Annotated in this window: 12 protein-coding genes and 5 tRNA genes; 14 read left to right on the top strand and 3 right to left on the bottom strand. The window is 42.9% G+C overall.

From position 1 onward, the window contains the following. Nucleotides 1-19: 19 nt before the first annotated feature. The 3 genes from topA to PHH40_00195 all read right to left on the bottom strand — a co-directional run bounded on the left by topA (nucleotide 20) and on the right by PHH40_00195 (nucleotide 5,104). Entirely contained in the window at nucleotides 20-2,182 is a 2,163-nt protein-coding gene (gene topA, locus PHH40_00185; protein ID MDD2766169.1) for a type I DNA topoisomerase, read from the bottom strand. Nucleotides 2,183-2,320: 138 nt separating this feature from the next. Beyond that, nucleotides 2,321-3,433 (bottom strand): DNA-processing protein DprA, encoded by a 1,113-nt coding sequence (gene dprA / locus PHH40_00190; GenBank protein MDD2766170.1) that lies wholly within the window; start codon nucleotides 3,431-3,433, stop codon nucleotides 2,321-2,323. A gap of 33 nt (nucleotides 3,434-3,466) precedes the next feature. After that, on the bottom strand, nucleotides 3,467-5,104 hold the full coding sequence (locus PHH40_00195) for an FAD-binding oxidoreductase (protein ID MDD2766171.1): 1,638 nt from the start codon (nucleotides 5,102-5,104) through the stop codon (nucleotides 3,467-3,469). 215 nt (nucleotides 5,105-5,319) lie between these two features. On the opposite strand from PHH40_00195, the gene PHH40_00200 reads away from it, so the two are divergent. The 14 genes from PHH40_00200 to PHH40_00265 all read left to right on the top strand — a co-directional run bounded on the left by PHH40_00200 (nucleotide 5,320) and on the right by PHH40_00265 (nucleotide 15,913). Further along, nucleotides 5,320-5,547, top strand: a complete 228-nt coding sequence (locus tag PHH40_00200) for a hypothetical protein (GenBank protein MDD2766172.1) — start codon at nucleotides 5,320-5,322, stop codon at nucleotides 5,545-5,547. A 47-nt stretch (nucleotides 5,548-5,594) separates the two neighbouring features. After that, the gene (locus PHH40_00205) at nucleotides 5,595-6,746 is read left to right on the top strand and encodes a GGDEF domain-containing protein (GenBank protein MDD2766173.1); all 1,152 of its coding nucleotides are present in this window, start codon (nucleotides 5,595-5,597) and stop codon (nucleotides 6,744-6,746) included. A gap of 76 nt (nucleotides 6,747-6,822) precedes the next feature. Further along, nucleotides 6,823-6,896 (top strand) — tRNA-Ala (locus PHH40_00210). Between the two features lie 97 nt (nucleotides 6,897-6,993). Continuing rightward, nucleotides 6,994-7,067, top strand: a tRNA-Ile gene (locus tag PHH40_00215). 126 nt (nucleotides 7,068-7,193) lie between these two features. Next, nucleotides 7,194-7,267 (top strand) — tRNA-Met (locus PHH40_00220). A 422-nt stretch (nucleotides 7,268-7,689) separates the two neighbouring features. Beyond that, nucleotides 7,690-7,763, top strand: a tRNA-Met gene (locus tag PHH40_00225). A gap of 21 nt (nucleotides 7,764-7,784) precedes the next feature. After that, nucleotides 7,785-7,858, top strand: a tRNA-Asp gene (locus PHH40_00230). A gap of 238 nt (nucleotides 7,859-8,096) precedes the next feature. Beyond that, the gene (locus PHH40_00235) at nucleotides 8,097-8,696 is read left to right on the top strand and encodes an epoxyqueuosine reductase QueH (protein MDD2766174.1); all 600 of its coding nucleotides are present in this window, start codon (nucleotides 8,097-8,099) and stop codon (nucleotides 8,694-8,696) included. 198 nt (nucleotides 8,697-8,894) lie between these two features. Next, complete coding sequence (locus tag PHH40_00240) at nucleotides 8,895-10,451, top strand: PIF1 family DEAD/DEAH box helicase (GenBank protein ID MDD2766175.1); 1,557 nt, start codon at nucleotides 8,895-8,897, stop codon at nucleotides 10,449-10,451. A 328-nt stretch (nucleotides 10,452-10,779) separates the two neighbouring features. Continuing rightward, nucleotides 10,780-11,151: a hypothetical protein gene (locus PHH40_00245; protein ID MDD2766176.1), complete on the top strand. Its 372-nt coding sequence runs from the start codon at nucleotides 10,780-10,782 to the stop codon at nucleotides 11,149-11,151. Nucleotides 11,152-11,283: 132 nt separating this feature from the next. Further along, nucleotides 11,284-13,098 carry an ABC transporter ATP-binding protein gene (locus PHH40_00250; GenBank protein MDD2766177.1) on the top strand — a complete coding sequence of 605 codons (1,815 nt, stop codon included), beginning with the start codon at nucleotides 11,284-11,286 and terminating at the stop codon, nucleotides 13,096-13,098. Between the two features lie 56 nt (nucleotides 13,099-13,154). Next, the gene (locus PHH40_00255; GenBank protein ID MDD2766178.1) at nucleotides 13,155-14,330 is read left to right on the top strand and encodes a DUF5671 domain-containing protein; all 1,176 of its coding nucleotides are present in this window, start codon (nucleotides 13,155-13,157) and stop codon (nucleotides 14,328-14,330) included. A 43-nt stretch (nucleotides 14,331-14,373) separates the two neighbouring features. Next, entirely contained in the window at nucleotides 14,374-14,919 is a 546-nt protein-coding gene (locus tag PHH40_00260) for an RNA polymerase sigma factor (GenBank protein ID MDD2766179.1), read from the top strand. Then, on the top strand, nucleotides 14,912-15,913 hold the full coding sequence (locus PHH40_00265; GenBank protein MDD2766180.1) for a hypothetical protein: 1,002 nt from the start codon (nucleotides 14,912-14,914) through the stop codon (nucleotides 15,911-15,913). Before PHH40_00260 ends, PHH40_00265 begins: the two co-directional genes overlap by 8 nt. Nucleotides 15,914-16,077: the final 164 nt, after the last annotated feature.

Here is a 16,077-nt window from a genome sequence, read left to right on the forward strand (position 1 = left end):
TCTCTGTTTTTTTATTGTATTATTCCTTTTTCAACTTGTCTGGTCGATTATTCGGGCACTCTTTTTTGCTACACCGTTCGGGGATAGTTTTGGTCCCTTGCATCATAAGGGAACCACAGAGGGAACAGAGAGTACCGGTTGGTTTGGCTTTGATAGCATTTTTGCAATCAGGATAATTGGAACAACTATAGAAAATACCAAATCGTCCTTTGCGTTCTGTCATTTTTCCTTTCTTGCAAACAGGACAATCGACGTCGGTCGAGGGGAGAGCATTCTCATCTTTCTTGATGAATTTGCATTTGGGATAGTTAGAGCAGGCGATGAATGTCCCAAATCGTCCTGTACGTTCCATAAGTTTTCCGTCTTTGCATTTCGGACAATCTTCTCCTGTTTCTTTGGGTGGTTCAATTTCTTTGCCTTCGAAAGTGAGTGCTCCGGTACACTCAGGGAACCGTGAACAACTGAAGAACTTACCATTGCGCGCGAGCTTGATCACCATTGTTGCATTACATTTCGGGCAGAGAGTCCCTTCTGGTGCATCGCCCATGTTGGTGACTTTTTCTATATCATCTTTACTCTTCACTTCTTTCTGAAAAGGGAGATAGAAATCCTTGAGTGTTTTCTCATACTCACGAGTCCCTGCTGCTATATCATCGAGCTTGTTTTCCATATCGGCCGTGAACACTTCTGAGACAATGTTCTCAAAATGTTTGAAGAGAAAATCATCGACGACCATTCCAGTATCAGTGACACTGAGGGCTTTACCTGTTTTTTCGACGTAGCCTCGGTCTTGGATGGTTTTGATAATCGAGGCGTAGGTACTCGGACGACCGATACCTCTTTTTTCGAGTTCTTTCACGAGTCCAGCTTCAGAATATCTTTGTGGTGGTTCGGTTTGTTTTTCTTCGGAAGCAATGGTGTCTAGCGTGAGAGGATCGGATGTCGCGATTCTCGGTACCTCGACATTATCTCCTCGTGCGGCGGTATCGAGAGCGAGCCATCCATCGAACAGGAGATGTGAACCACTGACGGAGAAATTTGGCAATGCTCGATCAATTGTATTGGCGATGATTTTGGTGCGGAGTATTTCTGCGTCACTCATCTGTGAAGCGAGTGTTCGTATGCGAATCAGTGCATAGAGTTTCTTTTCGTCCTCGGTAAATCCAGCTGTTTTCTTGGACGGATCAGTCGGACGTATCGCTTCGTGGGCTTCTTGGGCATTTTTACTCTTGGTTTTGTAGTGCCTGACAGAGAGATATTTTTCACCGAACTCTTTCGTCACTGCCTGAATGATTTCAGGTAAAATAGTTTCAGAAAGAGAAATGCTATCCGTACGCATATACGTGATATATCCTTTTTCGTAGAGTTTCTGAGCAGTACTCATCGTGCGAGATGGAGACATGCCGAGACGAGAGCTGCTGGCTTGTTGGAGTGTCGACGTGGTAAACGGTGCGTACGGTCGACGGAGTGCTTCGGTTGTTTTTACTTCGACGACTTCCCATTTTTTTTCTTTGGCGAGACGAAGAATGTTCTCTGCCGTTTCCTTGTCTTTGGGTTGTTCAGAACAGGTAAAAAGTATCTTTTCTTTTTTTTCTGTCGAACACTCTGCTGTAATGACGAAATATGTCTCGGGAATGAATTCTCTGATTTCTTTCTCTCTTTCTGCGAGAATGTGGAGTGCTGGGGATTGGACGCGTCCAGCAGAGAGTCCATAACGAACCTTCTTCCAGATGAGACCGGAGAGATCATAGCCGACGAGACGATCAAGGACACGACGAGCCTCCTGTGCTTTTCGGAGATTGGTATCGAGAATGCCTGGATGAGCGACTGCTTCCTTCACTGCTTTTTCAGTAATTTCATAGAAGAGGACACGCTTTGGATTTTTGATACCACAGGTCTCAGCGACATGCCACGCGATAGCCTCACCTTCGCGGTCGGGATCGCTTGCAAGGAGTACTGCTTCACTTTTTTTGACGAGGGATTTGATATCTCGCACAACAGACTCTTTGCCAGGAGAGACGATGTATCGAGGAATGAAACCACCAGGGATATCGATAGCGTCTTTGTTGGATTTCGGGAGATCGCGGACATGTCCGACGGAAGCGACGACACGATACTCACCACCGAGATATTTCTCGATGGTTTTGGCTTTGGACGGTGATTCGACAATGAGAAGTTTCATAGACAATAAAATGTTTGGAAATTTGTACTTTTTTTAAAAATAGGAAAAAAACTTTTTTAGAAAACCATTGGGCGAAACTGCTTCGGACGGGTTTATCTAAAAAGTTTTTTTCCTATTTTTAAAAAACCATTGCTCTCTCTATTTTCTGATATAATTCATCCCTCCGATATTACGTATGAGACCTTTGATCTCGAGGAGACCGAGAGTGGAGTTGAGAGACGATGTTTCTAGTCTAACTGCTTTGACAATCTTGTCAACGTGGAGTGGTTCATGAGAGAGAATGGAAAGTATCGTATTCTCTTCTTTTGAGAGAGAACTTTGTTCTTGGAAAAGAGTCTCTTGTGATGAGAGAATATTTTTTTCTGGAAGAGGAAATTCTTCGAGAATGTCTGAAACAGAAGTCACTATTTTCGCGCCAGACTTGATGAGGTGATTGGTGCCGACAGAGAAAGGAGAAAAGATGGATCCTGGTACAGCAAATACTTCACGATTATAATCAAGGGCGAGATGAGCTGTGATGAGTGCCCCGCTCCTCTCCGGTGCTTCGATGACGATGGTGCCGAGACACATTCCAGCAACGATACGATTACGAGCGGGGAATGTTCCGACATTGACTTCGGTCCCAGGAGCGTATTCGGAAATGATTGCTCCAGTACGGATGATATTCCGAGCAAGAGGGAGATGTGTCTGAGGAGCGATAGAAAAATCATCGACACCACCAGCGAGCACCGCTATTGTCTCGGCACCGGCTTCGAGTGTGGCTTTGTGAGCAATAGAGTCGATGCCAAATGCCAATCCAGAAACAATGACGTATCCTGCCTGAGCCAGATCGCAAGCAAGTTGGTGGGCCACTTGTTTTCCGTAATCAGTACATTTACGTGAGCCGACGATTGCAATGAGTGATTTTTCTTTCCAATCATAATTCCCACGCACAAAAAGAATCATGGGCGCGTCTGGAATTTCTTTGAGTAATCGAGGGTATTTTTTATCGGTAAACGCGAGAGTGTCGATACCTTGATCGCTGATTTTTTGCCATTCCTTATCAGGATCAAAAGTATTTCTCCCGTGAAGGATGTCGGCTACCGTTTTTGGTCCGAGGCCTTTGATGTTGAGGAGGGTTTCTTGAGAGGCTTCCCAGAGTGCTTCGACACTGCCAAAATGTTCGAGGAGTTCTCGGAGAGTTCTGTTTCCGAGACCAGGTACGAGACTGAGTGTATAGAGGAGAGCTGATGAACGTTGTGTTATATCCATTTGTAGAATGAAGAAATATTTCTTAGAAAAAAATTATTCTTTGTCTGGAAAAACATATCGTCCTGGTGCAATCAATCGTTTTGGATCAATTGATGTCTTGAGTATACTGGCGAGATGTGTAGAGCTAGGAGCGAGATCTTTGAGAAGATGCATTGATGAAAGACTGAGTCTATAGGGGATGTACCCCATTTTTTGCCCTGCTTGAAAAAGTTCTTCGTAACAACGCTTGGCACGCTCTGCATCCTCTGTGTCATTGAGTCGGAAGAGGATAGGAACAGTCACGTCAAAGCAACGCGAGGAGAGACTAGTAAATGTCATAAGTGGCTCGATACCATTTTTTTCACAGATGTCCTGAATCATGCGAGCACAAGCGCGGACATCAGAGGATTTGAAAGGGACCAGAGGAGAATACCAGTACAAACCGCAACCGTCACGAGCGGGATCGAGTGGTTTGCCTGTAGGCATATCAACACCCGATTTCCAGTAGGCGAGAGGGAGAGCGACCTCATTTGGTTTCCCGTGAAGTATTTCAAAAAGAGAAAGGAGAGAATCAATAGTACCAGAGAGATGTCTTCCAAAATGTCCTGGAACAAGTTTGGCAAAAGAAGATGCTTGACGTATGAGGGCAGGTGAGAGAAATGTGAGATGTGAGACATGAGGACTGAGTGTTTCTTTGAGTATAGTCTTGGCTCCTTTGACGAGAGCCTTGTGTCCATAGATAGCACCGATACCAGTCCATGCAGTCACCTGATCAGCGTGCGCCATCATATCGATAATTTTTTGAGGAACAATAGATCCTATCATCGTACTCGTTTCCGGATAGGCTTCTTGCATAGAGAGTACTCGTCTCGCATTCATAATATTGAATGATCCAGTGACTGTTCCTGTCAGACTGAGAGATTTCTGAAGAGCCTCGATGGCTTTTTCGAGGTCTGCTTCCTCATTCACACGGAAAAAAACGAGCTCGACTTTCTCAGGAACAGGAGCGAGGACAAGCGTCATAGATGTAACAATGCCAAAATTTCCTTGTGAGAAGAGTCCATCGAGATACGGACCGATACCCCATTTGTGAAGACGATTGACTTCTACACCACCCATTTCATCGAGTGCTCGACGATAGAGTGATCCGTCTGGCAGTACTGCCTCGAGTGAAGTGATAGCAGAGAAATGGTCTGCATAAGGAGTGATACCGAAACCTCTTTCGAGTGCATTGCCGACGATACTGCACGTAGGACCTCCTCCGTGTACTGGTACAAGAAACTGAGTTTTCTTTTTTCGAAGAAAATTATAGAGGTCTTTTTGTGTAACGCCTGGTTCGAGAGTGATGATACCAAGTACTGGATCGAAATTCGAGATTTCTTTCATGAGAGAGAGGTCTATGACAACGGCTTGTTCTGGAGGAAGACTGTTTCCGTAGCCCCAATTTTTCCCTCCACTCACAGGATAAACTGGAATGTTAAATTTTTGAGCAATCTCGACCACTCGAATTATATCGGCTGTTTTTTTACAGACGAGTGCCCCGAGGACAGTATAAGTTGTCGTAAAGGTTGTTTTCCCATATTTTTCTCTACTTTGTTCTTGATCGAGAACATTTCTTTTCCCAAGAATTTTCTGCCAATCAATGAAGGCTCTGTGCAATTCTTTTTCAAAAGATGTGAGATGAAACCCCATATGTTTATTGAAAGTATTAAAAAGTATAGAGTACTTCTTTCTCTCTCATAGTATCATATATCGATAGAGAAGGAGAAACAAGTTTACTGTGTTATCGGGCAAGTGTCTTGTTTTGAAATGAGTTTAGTTTTAGAAATAAGGAAAACTTGCTTTATAAGAGGTTTTATCATACTCTATAAGAGTAAAAAACGAACATAAATGAAGAAAGGAAGTCTATGGAAAAGTTGTTCTTTACCTTGCAAGAAAGGTTTCCTGAAACGAAAGAAGAAGTTCTTCGTTTTGCTCTGAATGTTTTTTTGTATCAACAAGAAAAGCAAACAGGAAACAAAGCCTCAGTCGACGATGCAACCGCTTTTTTTCGTCGATTCAATTCGAGCAATGACATTGCGTTATGGCTTCTCGATATTGATGTTGCCGTTCTCAGGGAAATAACCAAAAAATAAGAGCGCTTCTGTTTTACACAACAGGAACGCTCTTTTTTCGAAAAAATATGAGTAACGAATGGAAGCAAGGAGGGGAATATCCAATCGAAAGAATATCGAATGAACAAGAAGTTTCTCAAGATTCTCTTTCGAGTCTCATCGCACGACAATCAAATCCTGAGCTTCTCAAAAAATACGAGGAGAGTTTACGTGATGTACAAAAAGTTCTTGAGGAAAATAATCGATTGCGACGTGAAGGAGAGGAACAGAAGAGAACTATTCATGAACTCTCCTACGACAGTATTACAGACTTGAAGATTCGTTCATTATTTTATAAGCAGTTGAATACCCTCGTATCAGAGGAAATTGCTACTCTGTTCGGCGAAGATATCGCCATGTGGGAGACGCTTCCTCTTGATCAGCTCACTGAAAGAATTTTTAATATTGATATCTCAAACAGTGAAAACACATCCCTTGCCTTGCTCATGGGTGATGTCGCTTATCTTTCGCTCGCCAATACGAGTAATCATGCTCTCGGTGATGAGTTGTTGAAGAATATCGGGAAAGCTGGCAAGACAACAAGCGAACTCTTTCCGGAATCAGCAGAGTTTTTTCGGTATGGTGGAGATGAAATAGTAGGTGTTCTCCGTGCAGAGAGTGAATCGGGTGTCAAAAATATCGCTGACTCTTTTGAATCTGAGGTTTCTCAAACTCCATTTGCACATTTAGAAACACTTGGTATCACTCCCCATCTTCATATTGATATTGGAACATCTCGTTTTTTTGAGGGATTCTCTGCTTTCCGGAATCTCTTAGTGACCATACAAGAAGAAAATAAGAAACGTCAGTTAGCAGGAGAAGATCCTCTCGATATTCCTTGTGATGATCGCAGGAAAGTGCTCATCGATATGTGGCTCGGTATTGCTGATGAGAAATCTATCCTGCGAAAAGCGGAGAGACGTCTGCCAACACTCAAATTTTATAAAGAAAACACGCCTGATGTCTACACGGGTATTATCGGTTCTATGAGAAAAGGGGCTCTCAATGTCACTGATGAAGAACTTGATGTCTTGAGCAATGATCTTGCCTCCATCAGGCAATTTATTGTAGAAAAGAGGCTCCTCACAAAAACAGAAAGTGAGAAAACCTTATCGAGACGCAATGCTCTTGTGAACGGAATTATCTATCGTATTGCAACAGACGAATTTCTTTCTGAGTAATTTCTGAAGAAGGAAAAATGTTATCCTCTGTCTGGACAAAAAATGATTCTTTCGTTACAATAACTTCATTCGTTATGGGCCGTTAGCTCAGTTGGTTAGAGCACCGCATTTGCAATGCGGGGGTCGTCGGTTCGAATCCGACACGGTCCACTCTGTTTTCCTCTTGATTTTTTTTTCATTTGTGATATCATTTGAAATACCATTCTATGAATAGGAGGTGTTTTGGATTGAGAACAAGGGAAAATATGGGTGATTAGCTCAGTTGGTTAGAGCGCTACACTGATAATGTAGAGGTCCCAAGTTCGAATCTTGGATCACCCACCCACGAAAAATGTGAAACACATATCGTGGCAAGACGGGGATTGCTCGGCTTGTCGAAGAGTATGCTGTATGATGATTGAGTAAGGTTTATAGTTTGCTACGTGGCGAACAGAGTGAGTTTTACGTAGCGGGGTAGAGCAGTCTGGCAGCTCGTCTGGCTCATAACCAGAAGGTCGGTGGTTCGAATCCACCCCCCGCAACACACGAAAGAATTGAGTGAGTAAGGAGGAAGACACAAACGATTTTGTGTCTGTGTGGATGAGAAGGGATGTTTTCTTGAAAAGAAAAATCCCAGGCTCCTCGAACGAATCCACCCCCCGCAACACACGAAAGAATTGAGTGAGTAAGGAGGAAGACACAAACGATTTTGTATCTGTGTGGATGAGAAGGGATGTTTTCTTGAAAAGAAAAATCCCAGGCTCCTCGAACGAATCCACCCCCCGCAACAAACGGAACAAAGTGAAGTGCAGAGAGGAGGGAATGAGCGAACTGCTTCGCTCATGTGTGGATGAGAAGGGTCGAAGTTCCGCGACGACCCAGGCTTCTCGAACGAATCCACTTGAGTAGTGAAGAAAAATATAATGAAGAGCGAGTGTTCATCGTTTTGTTATGAACTATCTCTGGCAGGGTAGCTCAGTTGGTTAGAGCATAGCCTTCATAAGGCTGGGGTCGCGAGTTCGAATCTCGCCCCTGCTACACAGAAACAAGAAAATACACGGGGGCGTAGCTCAGCTGGTTAGAGCGACTGCCTGTCACGCAGTAGGTCGCCGGTTCGAGTCCGGTCGCTCCCGCAGAGAAAAACACCCGCAAGGGTGTTTTTTTGTGGGCGATTGGCTCGAACGAGGAAGGGGGTCGGGGAAACGGGAGTTTCACCGTTGGCGGAGAGCAGGACTTTGTCCGCTGAGAACGGAGGCGTTCTCAGAGCGAAGCTGTTCGATTGTCCGGTCGCTCCCGCAGAATAAAGAACTTGGCCCTTGTGGCTGAGTTTTTTTGTATAAAAATTCTTTTGATGATACATTGAAAATCAATATGAAACACGTATTCTCACAATTAGAAAAAAAGAGAAACACAAACACTCAATCACGTGAGCAGTTCCTTCTTCATGTTTGTTGCGCACCGTGTAGTATCGCGGTGATTGATGAACTGGCGACAGAGTATGATCTCGTCGTGCTTTTCTATAATCCCAACATCCATCCGGAAGAGGAATATCTAAAACGGAAACGAGAAGTAGTCCGTGTGTGTGAAGAATGGAAAGTGCCGATGATCGATCATGATTATGATATTGAAAAATGGGAAAAAGATATACGAGGATTGGAAAATGAACCAGAAGGAGGGCTCCGTTGTGTCTCGTGTATCAGTATGCGACTTCTCCATACTGCAGAAATAGCTAAAGAAAAAAACATAGAGCTATTTGGTACGACGCTCACGATGGGACGAAACAAGAGAGAGATAGTCATCACGCCTCTTGGAAAATCGGCAGGGGAGAAATATGGTAGAGAATATTATGTCGAAGACTGGAAAAAGAAAGGACGCGAAATAAAAGCACGGGCTATGGTGAAAGAACGGGACATCTATCGTCAAACGTACTGCGGATGCAAGTACTCGATACGTGTCCAGAGAGAGGAATAAGAAAAAATAACGAGAAATGAAAAAAGAATCTTCAAAGAATTTTTAGGAAACCATTGGGCGAAACTGCTTCGGACGGGTTTATCTAAAATTTTTTGAAGATTCTTTTTATTCTATATAAGTAAAATACTATGGATTTTGTTTTTGTTGCGAAGTACGATGAGACAGGATAAGATAGGAATACATTTATTGATAAATATTATGACACAGAGTGAAGCGCTGGCTCTCCTCAAAACAGGAGCAAATGTCTTCCTTACGGGTGAGGCGGGATCAGGAAAGACCTATACTATCAATCAATATACCGACTATCTTCGTTCTCATGAGATCGATTTTGCTGTGACGGCTTCGACAGGTATCGCTGCGACACATATCCATGGTATGACGATACATTCGTGGAGTGGTATCGGTGTCCATCAAGAAGCGGACGAAGATGAACTCAAACACATTGCAGAGAATCGCTATGTCGCGAAACGTATCAAAAGAGCCAAGGTACTCATCATTGATGAGGTATCGATGCTTGATGGAAAAGTTTTGACACTCGTCGAACGGGTGTGTCGCAAGGCGCGAAAACTACGATTGCCGTTTGGAGGACTGCAGGTGGTGCTTGTGGGAGATTTTTTTCAGTTGCCACCAATAGCTAAAAAAGAAACAGCAATAGAATTTGCTTTTGATTCAGATGCATGGCAGGGATCGATGCCAATCGTGTGTTATCTCACGGAACAACACCGTCAGGAAGATAGTAAATTTTTGGATATTCTTTCGGCTATTCGGAATAATACGTTTGATGAAATGCACTTTGAAAGTTTGAGCGAACGGATTATATCACACGAAGAATTGCCGGACGATATGACGCGTCTGTTTTCTCATAATACCAATGTCGATACGATCAATACGAAAGAATTGCAAAAACTCCCAGGGAAAACAAAACTCTTTGTGATGGCAGCACGTGGCCCAGAAACACTGACCGATGCACTCATCCGCGGGTGTCTCTCTCCGGAACGTCTCGAACTCAAAGAGGGAGCAGCGGTGATGTTTACCAAGAACAATGCGAATCAGGGTTTCGTCAACGGAACACTCGGTACCGTCATCGGGTTTGATACGACAACTCATTATCCGATTGTGAGAACATCGAGCGGGACACATATCGAGACAGAGCCAATGGAGTGGACGATTGCAGAGGGGGATGAAATATTTGCCAAGATCACTCAGATACCACTCCGTCTCGCCTGGGCAATGACGATTCACAAGAGCCAGGGAGTGAGTCTTGATGCTGCAGTAATCGACCTCTCACAAACGTTCGAATATGGTCAGGGATATGTTGCTCTGTCACGAGTACGTACACTCTCAGGTATCCATCTCCTCGGTGTGAACGCACGAGCGTTTCAGGTCCATCCACTCGTTTCTGAAAAAGATGAACAATTTCGTCGTACTTCTGAGACTGCGAGAGAAGAATATCGACAATTTTCGAAAGAGAGAGTCGAAGAAATGGAAAAGAATTTTATTGTGTTGTGCGAAGGAAAACATCAGATCAAAAAACAGAAGAGTGTGAAGAAAAAAAAGACAGTATCAGTCGGAAAATCATTGGAGGAAATCCGCGAGAAACATCCGAAAGCATACGCGAAATGGACCACTGAGGAAGATGAAAAACTACGAAAATTATGGAACAAAGGAACGCAAGTCCTCGCACTCACCGAGGTATTTGGCCGTAAAAAAGGAGCTATCACATCACGTCTCAAAAAATTATTGCTTCTCCACTAGAGAACGGATGAAAAAGAATAGTTTTTTCTACTTTTCTCTCAATACCCAAAAGAATATTTTGTTGGTTGCTCCACTTGTTTGAGACGGCTTTCTTTCTTCTAAAAATTTCCTATGGATGCCGTAGAGTGAGGGAATATTTTTAGCAAAGAAAGAAGGCTTTCGAGGCTGGAGCAGAAACAAAAGATTGCTTTTGGGTGGTGAGAGAAACTGTACTTCTTAAAAGGAATGGAAGTTTTTTATTGACAAGAAAGAGAGATACCTCTATGCTACATCGTCGTTGAGAATTGCTTCTCTACGAATATTTATGCAACTTTCCAAGGAGTAAAGAATGAGCAATGTCAAAACTACGGCAAATCAACCGGTTCAGTGGTTTGTTGAATGTGATACTTTCACGAATGAAAGTATCGAACGGGAACTCTCAGCACGAGGACTCGAGAGTGATGCTATTAGTGCGCATTTTGATGCGCTGGGCAATGATGGGAAATTGCACAATGTGCTCGGTATCCCATCGACGTTTATCAAAATGTTGAAAGGAGCAAGGGTAAACGATACCCGATTCCAATTTCGTTTTTGGAAACGCAATGGTACGAAAGGAGTACTTTTTCCTGCCGACTTTGTCGAAAAGAAACCGCTCAGTCAGACAGCAGAAGTGAAGCGTGTCATCGCCAGGATCGGTGCCTTGAAAGACAAGAAAAAATGAGAATGAGGAAAGAGAAATTTCTTCCCCGGTGAGGGTATCAATGATACTCTCACTTTTTCTTTTTCTGGCTTATTGTTAGCAAAAAAAGTCATCCTATGATATTCTAGAATGACTTTTATAGAGAAAAGAAGTATGAATAAAAAAGGAAAACCACTATCTGTTTGGAGCGTTCTCCGGTCGTATGCTTTCTCGGTCCGCCGATACAAATGGTCTGCGGTGAGTGTGTTTGTGGTGTATGGATTGGCATCGGTAGTGAGTGGCATACTCTCCCCACTTGTGTATAGACGTATTATTGATACACTTTCTGGTGCCACAGATCGAATATTAGTATCGGAAATCCTCTTTCAGAGTTTATGGATGCTTATTGGTGTTATCGTTTCCTATCAATTCTTCTATCGAGCAGGAGATTTCATTATCACTTTTGTCGAAAGCAAGACGATAGAAGACCTGAACAATCGAGCCTTCCAGTCTTTTATGCGTCAGGGACACACATTCTTCATCGACCGTTTCTCAGGAAGTCTCGTGGCACAAGCGAGAAGGTATGCTCGTATTTTCGAAGATGTTGCTGATCAACTCGTGTTCAATTTTTGGATGCCATTTGTTCATCTGACAGGTGTTATTGTTACGCTCTTTTTTATTGAATCAAAAGTTGCTGTTATTTTCCTTGTTTGGATTCCGATTTACATCACTATTGCTATTTGGATTACCAAAAAGAAATTGCCGTATGATACCAGAAGTGCTGAGCAAGACTCTCTTTTGACAGCCAAACTCTCTGACGCACTTTCAAATATTTTTGCTGTCAAAACATTTGCTTCTGAAGAACATGAAACAGACGTATTCTCGCTCACTGCAAAAAGCGATGAGCAGGCACGACTCAAGTCCTGGCGTTTCAATAATGTTCTGATCGCCATTCAGACGATTATGTTTAGCATACTCGAAATCATGGCTATGTACGTCGTGCTCAAAATGTGGATTGTGGGAAGTGTGAGTACGGGAACGGTTGTCTTGGTGCAGGTCTATATTGGATCGATTTTTAGTGAATTGTTTGGACTTGGGCGTGCTTTCGGGAGATTGATGAAAAATGTTGCCGATGCCTCTGAAATGATTGAGACACTCGAACGTACAGACGGAGAAGTTTTGGAAATGGAAGATACTTTGGACAATACAACAGTTCTTTCTTCTGGCGGAATTACCTTTGATCATATTGTCTTTCGTTATTCCGCAAATAATGCGGTTTTCGATGATTTCTCTCTCGCTATCCGTCCTGGTGAGAAAGTGGGGCTTGTAGGTGCTTCTGGATCAGGCAAGAGTACACTTACCAAATTGTTACTCGGATTTATTGTCCCAGAATCAGGGACGATTTCGGTCGGTGGACAGAATGTCTCACCACTTTCTCTCCAATCACTTCGTCGTCTCATCGCGTATGTTCCTCAGGATACCGCACTCTTTCATCGAACGATTGCCGAGAACATTTCATACGGCAAAAAGGATGCTTCACGAAGTGAGATTGAGGCAGTGGCCAAGAAGGCTCATGCTCATGATTTCATCACAGCTCTTCCTCTGGGATACGACACCTTGGTCGGAGAGCGCGGAGTAAAACTTTCTGGAGGGGAGCGTCAGCGCGTGGCTATCGCTCGGGCACTTCTCAAAGATGCTCCGATACTCGTACTTGATGAAGCAACGAGTGCTCTCGATACGACGAGCGAGCACCATATTCAAGAAGCACTCCACGAATTGATGCAGGGGAGGACGACGCTCGTAATCGCTCATCGACTGAGTACCGTACGGGAGATGGATCGTATTATCGTTCTTGAGAATGGGAAACTGGCTGAATCAGGATCACATACAGAACTGATTACACAGGGAGGTATCTATGCTGGTTTCTGGAATCGTCAGACAGCCTCATTCGGCGATGTGTTACTTGTTGATGAGGAAGAAGAGAAATAAGATGCTGATGATATGGTATACTGGGAGGGGTAATTCGTGGAGAATATACATATCTTATGAACAATAAAACACTCGTTGAATACGTTGCAGGGAGACTCCGTACCGGTATCACTCGAGTAACTCTTGAAGAAGAATTGCGTACTGTCGGATGGTCAGAAGAAGAAGTCGAGGATGCATATCGATCAGGATTGATTGACTGTGGATTGCCAATTCCGGATGAGAAAAATCGTGCCGTACTTTCTCGTACATCTTCTACCGTAGATATCGTGATCAACTTTTTCTCGTTTATCCTCCTCGGTATTGTAGCAACCGCACTAGGAATATTGCTTTTTGGTGTTGTGAACAAATTTTTTCCTGACGTACTGGATACCGTGAATATGTATACAGAGGCTTCGACGTCGAGTGCTATTCATTATGCTATCGCTGCACTCATCATCGGTTTTCCTCTGTATTATTTTTCAATACGTTTGTGGTTCCGTACCTTCCGTGAAGATGAAGGACGGACAGAATCCAAACTTTCTCAGTGGTTGACGTATCTCGTATTACTCATTACCGCCGTGACGATTGTTGGAGACCTGATCACAGTCGTTTTTACTCTTCTACAAGGAGAAATTACGGTGCGATTTTTCCTCAAAGCACTCGTTATCCTGATGATTGTTGGTATTGTCTTCGGATTCTATTATTTGGAGCGTCGTAAAGTCCAATATCACGTTGATATTCCACGAACTCTTTTTCTCGTTTTCGGACGTATCGTGACAGGAATTCTTCTTCTTTCTATCGCACTTGGATTTTTTGCCTCTGGATCACCTACAACAGAACGACAACGAACTTTCGATCGTACTCGATCAGAACATCTGGAGACGCTTTCGGATTGCGTCACGAGTTACGCAAAGACATTTGGAAAACTTCCTGTATCGTTGGATGATATACGTTATACGAGTGAATTGAATTATTGTGGAAATTCGATGCAAGATCCCGAAACAGCTCTTCTGTATGAATACCGCGTGATCACTCCTTCGACTGAAGAAGGTTTGGTGCGTGTCGGAGAATTTGAATTGTGTGCTACTTTCGCATTAGACTTCATGGTGAGTACGGATTTGATACGCGTAGGGAACGAGTGGGCAGTACATCCTGCTGGAAGAAGTTGTGATATACGGAAAACACAACTTTCTGTTCCCGAAGGATCTATTCAAAAATCAGTTGATGAAGTTCCGTTGGATTTTATTCGATAAAAAGAAGATGAGAATTCTTTTTATAAGTGACTCTCGGTGTAGTATGCGAAAAGAAATACTGGAGAAAAAATTTCATTTACTCTATGACAATCAGTCAGACGCTCTTTTTCGATTTGTTTCATTTCGTGTGAATGATCGAGAAATGGCCCTTGATATTGTCCAGAATACTTTCCTCAAAATGTGGGAAGTATTGGAATCTGGACGCGCTATAGAGAATGAACGAGCATTTCTTTTTCGTATTGCTTCGAATCTTGTTATTGATTATTATCGGAAGTCCAAGGAATATTCGCTGGATAGTCTCGCTGAGGAAGGATTTGACGCTCCTTCTGATCCTGGTATTCCTATCGAAACACAGATCGATGCTGATGGAGCACTCGCTTGTTTGCAGTCTTTGTCAGAGAAATATCGAGAGCCGGTCTGGCTTCGCACGGTTGAGGATTGGTCAGTAAAGGATATTGCAGAGGTGCTCAATGAGACAGAGAATGTGGTATCGGTACGTATCCATCGTGGATTGAAGCTCTGGAGAAGTGAAATTGGTAAAAAAAACGGTAAGAAATCAGCTTCTGAAACGTCAAGAAAGTATGTATAAGAACAACCAACCAAAATATAGTCAGGGTGAGCGTGCAGTATTCGCTCGTTTTCGCGCCACACATCTTTCTTTAGGAGAGAAACGGGTGCTATGGAAGCATATTCGATATTCGATGCAAAACAGAAACAATCCATCTGTATATGAGTCAAGGAGTATTTTTCTTAATTTTTTCTCGTTTTTGACACATCGTTCATTTGCGATGCTTTCGTTGTCTCTCGTGATTATTCTTGGGAGTGGATTCGGTATCGCTCGTGCTTCTGAAAACGCTCTCCCTGGTCAGAGATTGTATTCGGTAAAAATAAATGTGAATGAGGCTTTTATAAGAAGTTTGAAGCGTTCTGATGATGATCGAGCAGAATGGGAGAGAGAATTAACGAGTCGGAGAATTACAGAAGCCGAGACACTTGCAGAAGAAGGGCATCTAGGAATTGAAGAAAAAGATGAAATAGAACGACATCTTTCAGAGAACCGCAAGGCATTAGAAGAGATTGAAGGTCGAACAGTGACCGATGAAGAATTTCTTCCACAGAACATTCAGTCTATGACGAAGAAAATCAATGTACGCGTCGAACACACTGAGGAAGAAACATTTATTCATATCGAAGAAAAATTTGAAACCGAAGAGGATGAAGAAAGAGAACAAGAACAGGGTTTTGTCGACGGAGAAGAATGGCACACATCCAATATCGAATCCACAGACAATGATGTGGAAATTCCTGAATCATTGGAACAAGAAAAAGTATTAGGAGAGGATGATAAGAACGAAGATCTAGAATCCAGAAAGTCTTCTTCAAAAAAGGAAGTAAAACAACAAGATACACAGGATTCCTCCTCTGACATACAGACTGATACAAAGAAAAAACAAGAAACTACTCAAAGTAAACAATCCTCGTCTTCACAAGAAGATAATCAAGACGATAGAGAAGAGGAGAAACAGAATGTAGAAGATGAGTCAAGCGTCGACACATCAGACGATGAAGATTTGGAAGAGTAAAAATATTTTTGCTTTCTTATTGTTTTTTCTCGAGAAACATGTATGCTGGCAGTGGTAAAGTATTTCTATCAAGGTCAGTTTTTTAACATTTTATGACTGTAAAAGGAGTTTATCGTGAACAAAACAACTATTCGAAGCGTACGGAAACCCGTTATTCCCGTTGT

Source organism: Candidatus Moraniibacteriota bacterium (assembly GCA_028688415.1).
GTDB lineage: Bacteria > Patescibacteriota > Minisyncoccia > Moranbacterales > UBA1568 > UBA1568.

Bases quoted from the DNA above. Each gene is read 5' to 3' on its own strand.
- topA (MDD2766169.1), bottom strand. From the start codon at position 2,182: ATGAAACTTCTCATTGTCGAATCACCGTCCAAAGCCAAAACCATCGAG.
- dprA (MDD2766170.1), bottom strand. From the start codon at position 3,433: ATGGATATAACACAACGTTCATCAGCTCTCCTCTATACACTCAGTCTC.
- PHH40_00195 (MDD2766171.1), bottom strand. From the start codon at position 5,104: ATGGGGTTTCATCTCACATCTTTTGAAAAAGAATTGCACAGAGCCTTC.
- PHH40_00200 (MDD2766172.1), top strand. From the start codon at position 5,320: ATGGAAAAGTTGTTCTTTACCTTGCAAGAAAGGTTTCCTGAAACGAAA.
- PHH40_00205 (MDD2766173.1), top strand. From the start codon at position 5,595: ATGAGTAACGAATGGAAGCAAGGAGGGGAATATCCAATCGAAAGAATA.
- PHH40_00235 (MDD2766174.1), top strand. From the start codon at position 8,097: ATGAAACACGTATTCTCACAATTAGAAAAAAAGAGAAACACAAACACT.
- PHH40_00240 (MDD2766175.1), top strand. From the start codon at position 8,895: ATGACACAGAGTGAAGCGCTGGCTCTCCTCAAAACAGGAGCAAATGTC.
- PHH40_00245 (MDD2766176.1), top strand. From the start codon at position 10,780: ATGAGCAATGTCAAAACTACGGCAAATCAACCGGTTCAGTGGTTTGTT.
- PHH40_00250 (MDD2766177.1), top strand. From the start codon at position 11,284: ATGAATAAAAAAGGAAAACCACTATCTGTTTGGAGCGTTCTCCGGTCG.
- PHH40_00255 (MDD2766178.1), top strand. From the start codon at position 13,155: ATGAACAATAAAACACTCGTTGAATACGTTGCAGGGAGACTCCGTACC.
- PHH40_00260 (MDD2766179.1), top strand. From the start codon at position 14,374: ATGCGAAAAGAAATACTGGAGAAAAAATTTCATTTACTCTATGACAAT.
- PHH40_00265 (MDD2766180.1), top strand. From the start codon at position 14,912: ATGTATAAGAACAACCAACCAAAATATAGTCAGGGTGAGCGTGCAGTA.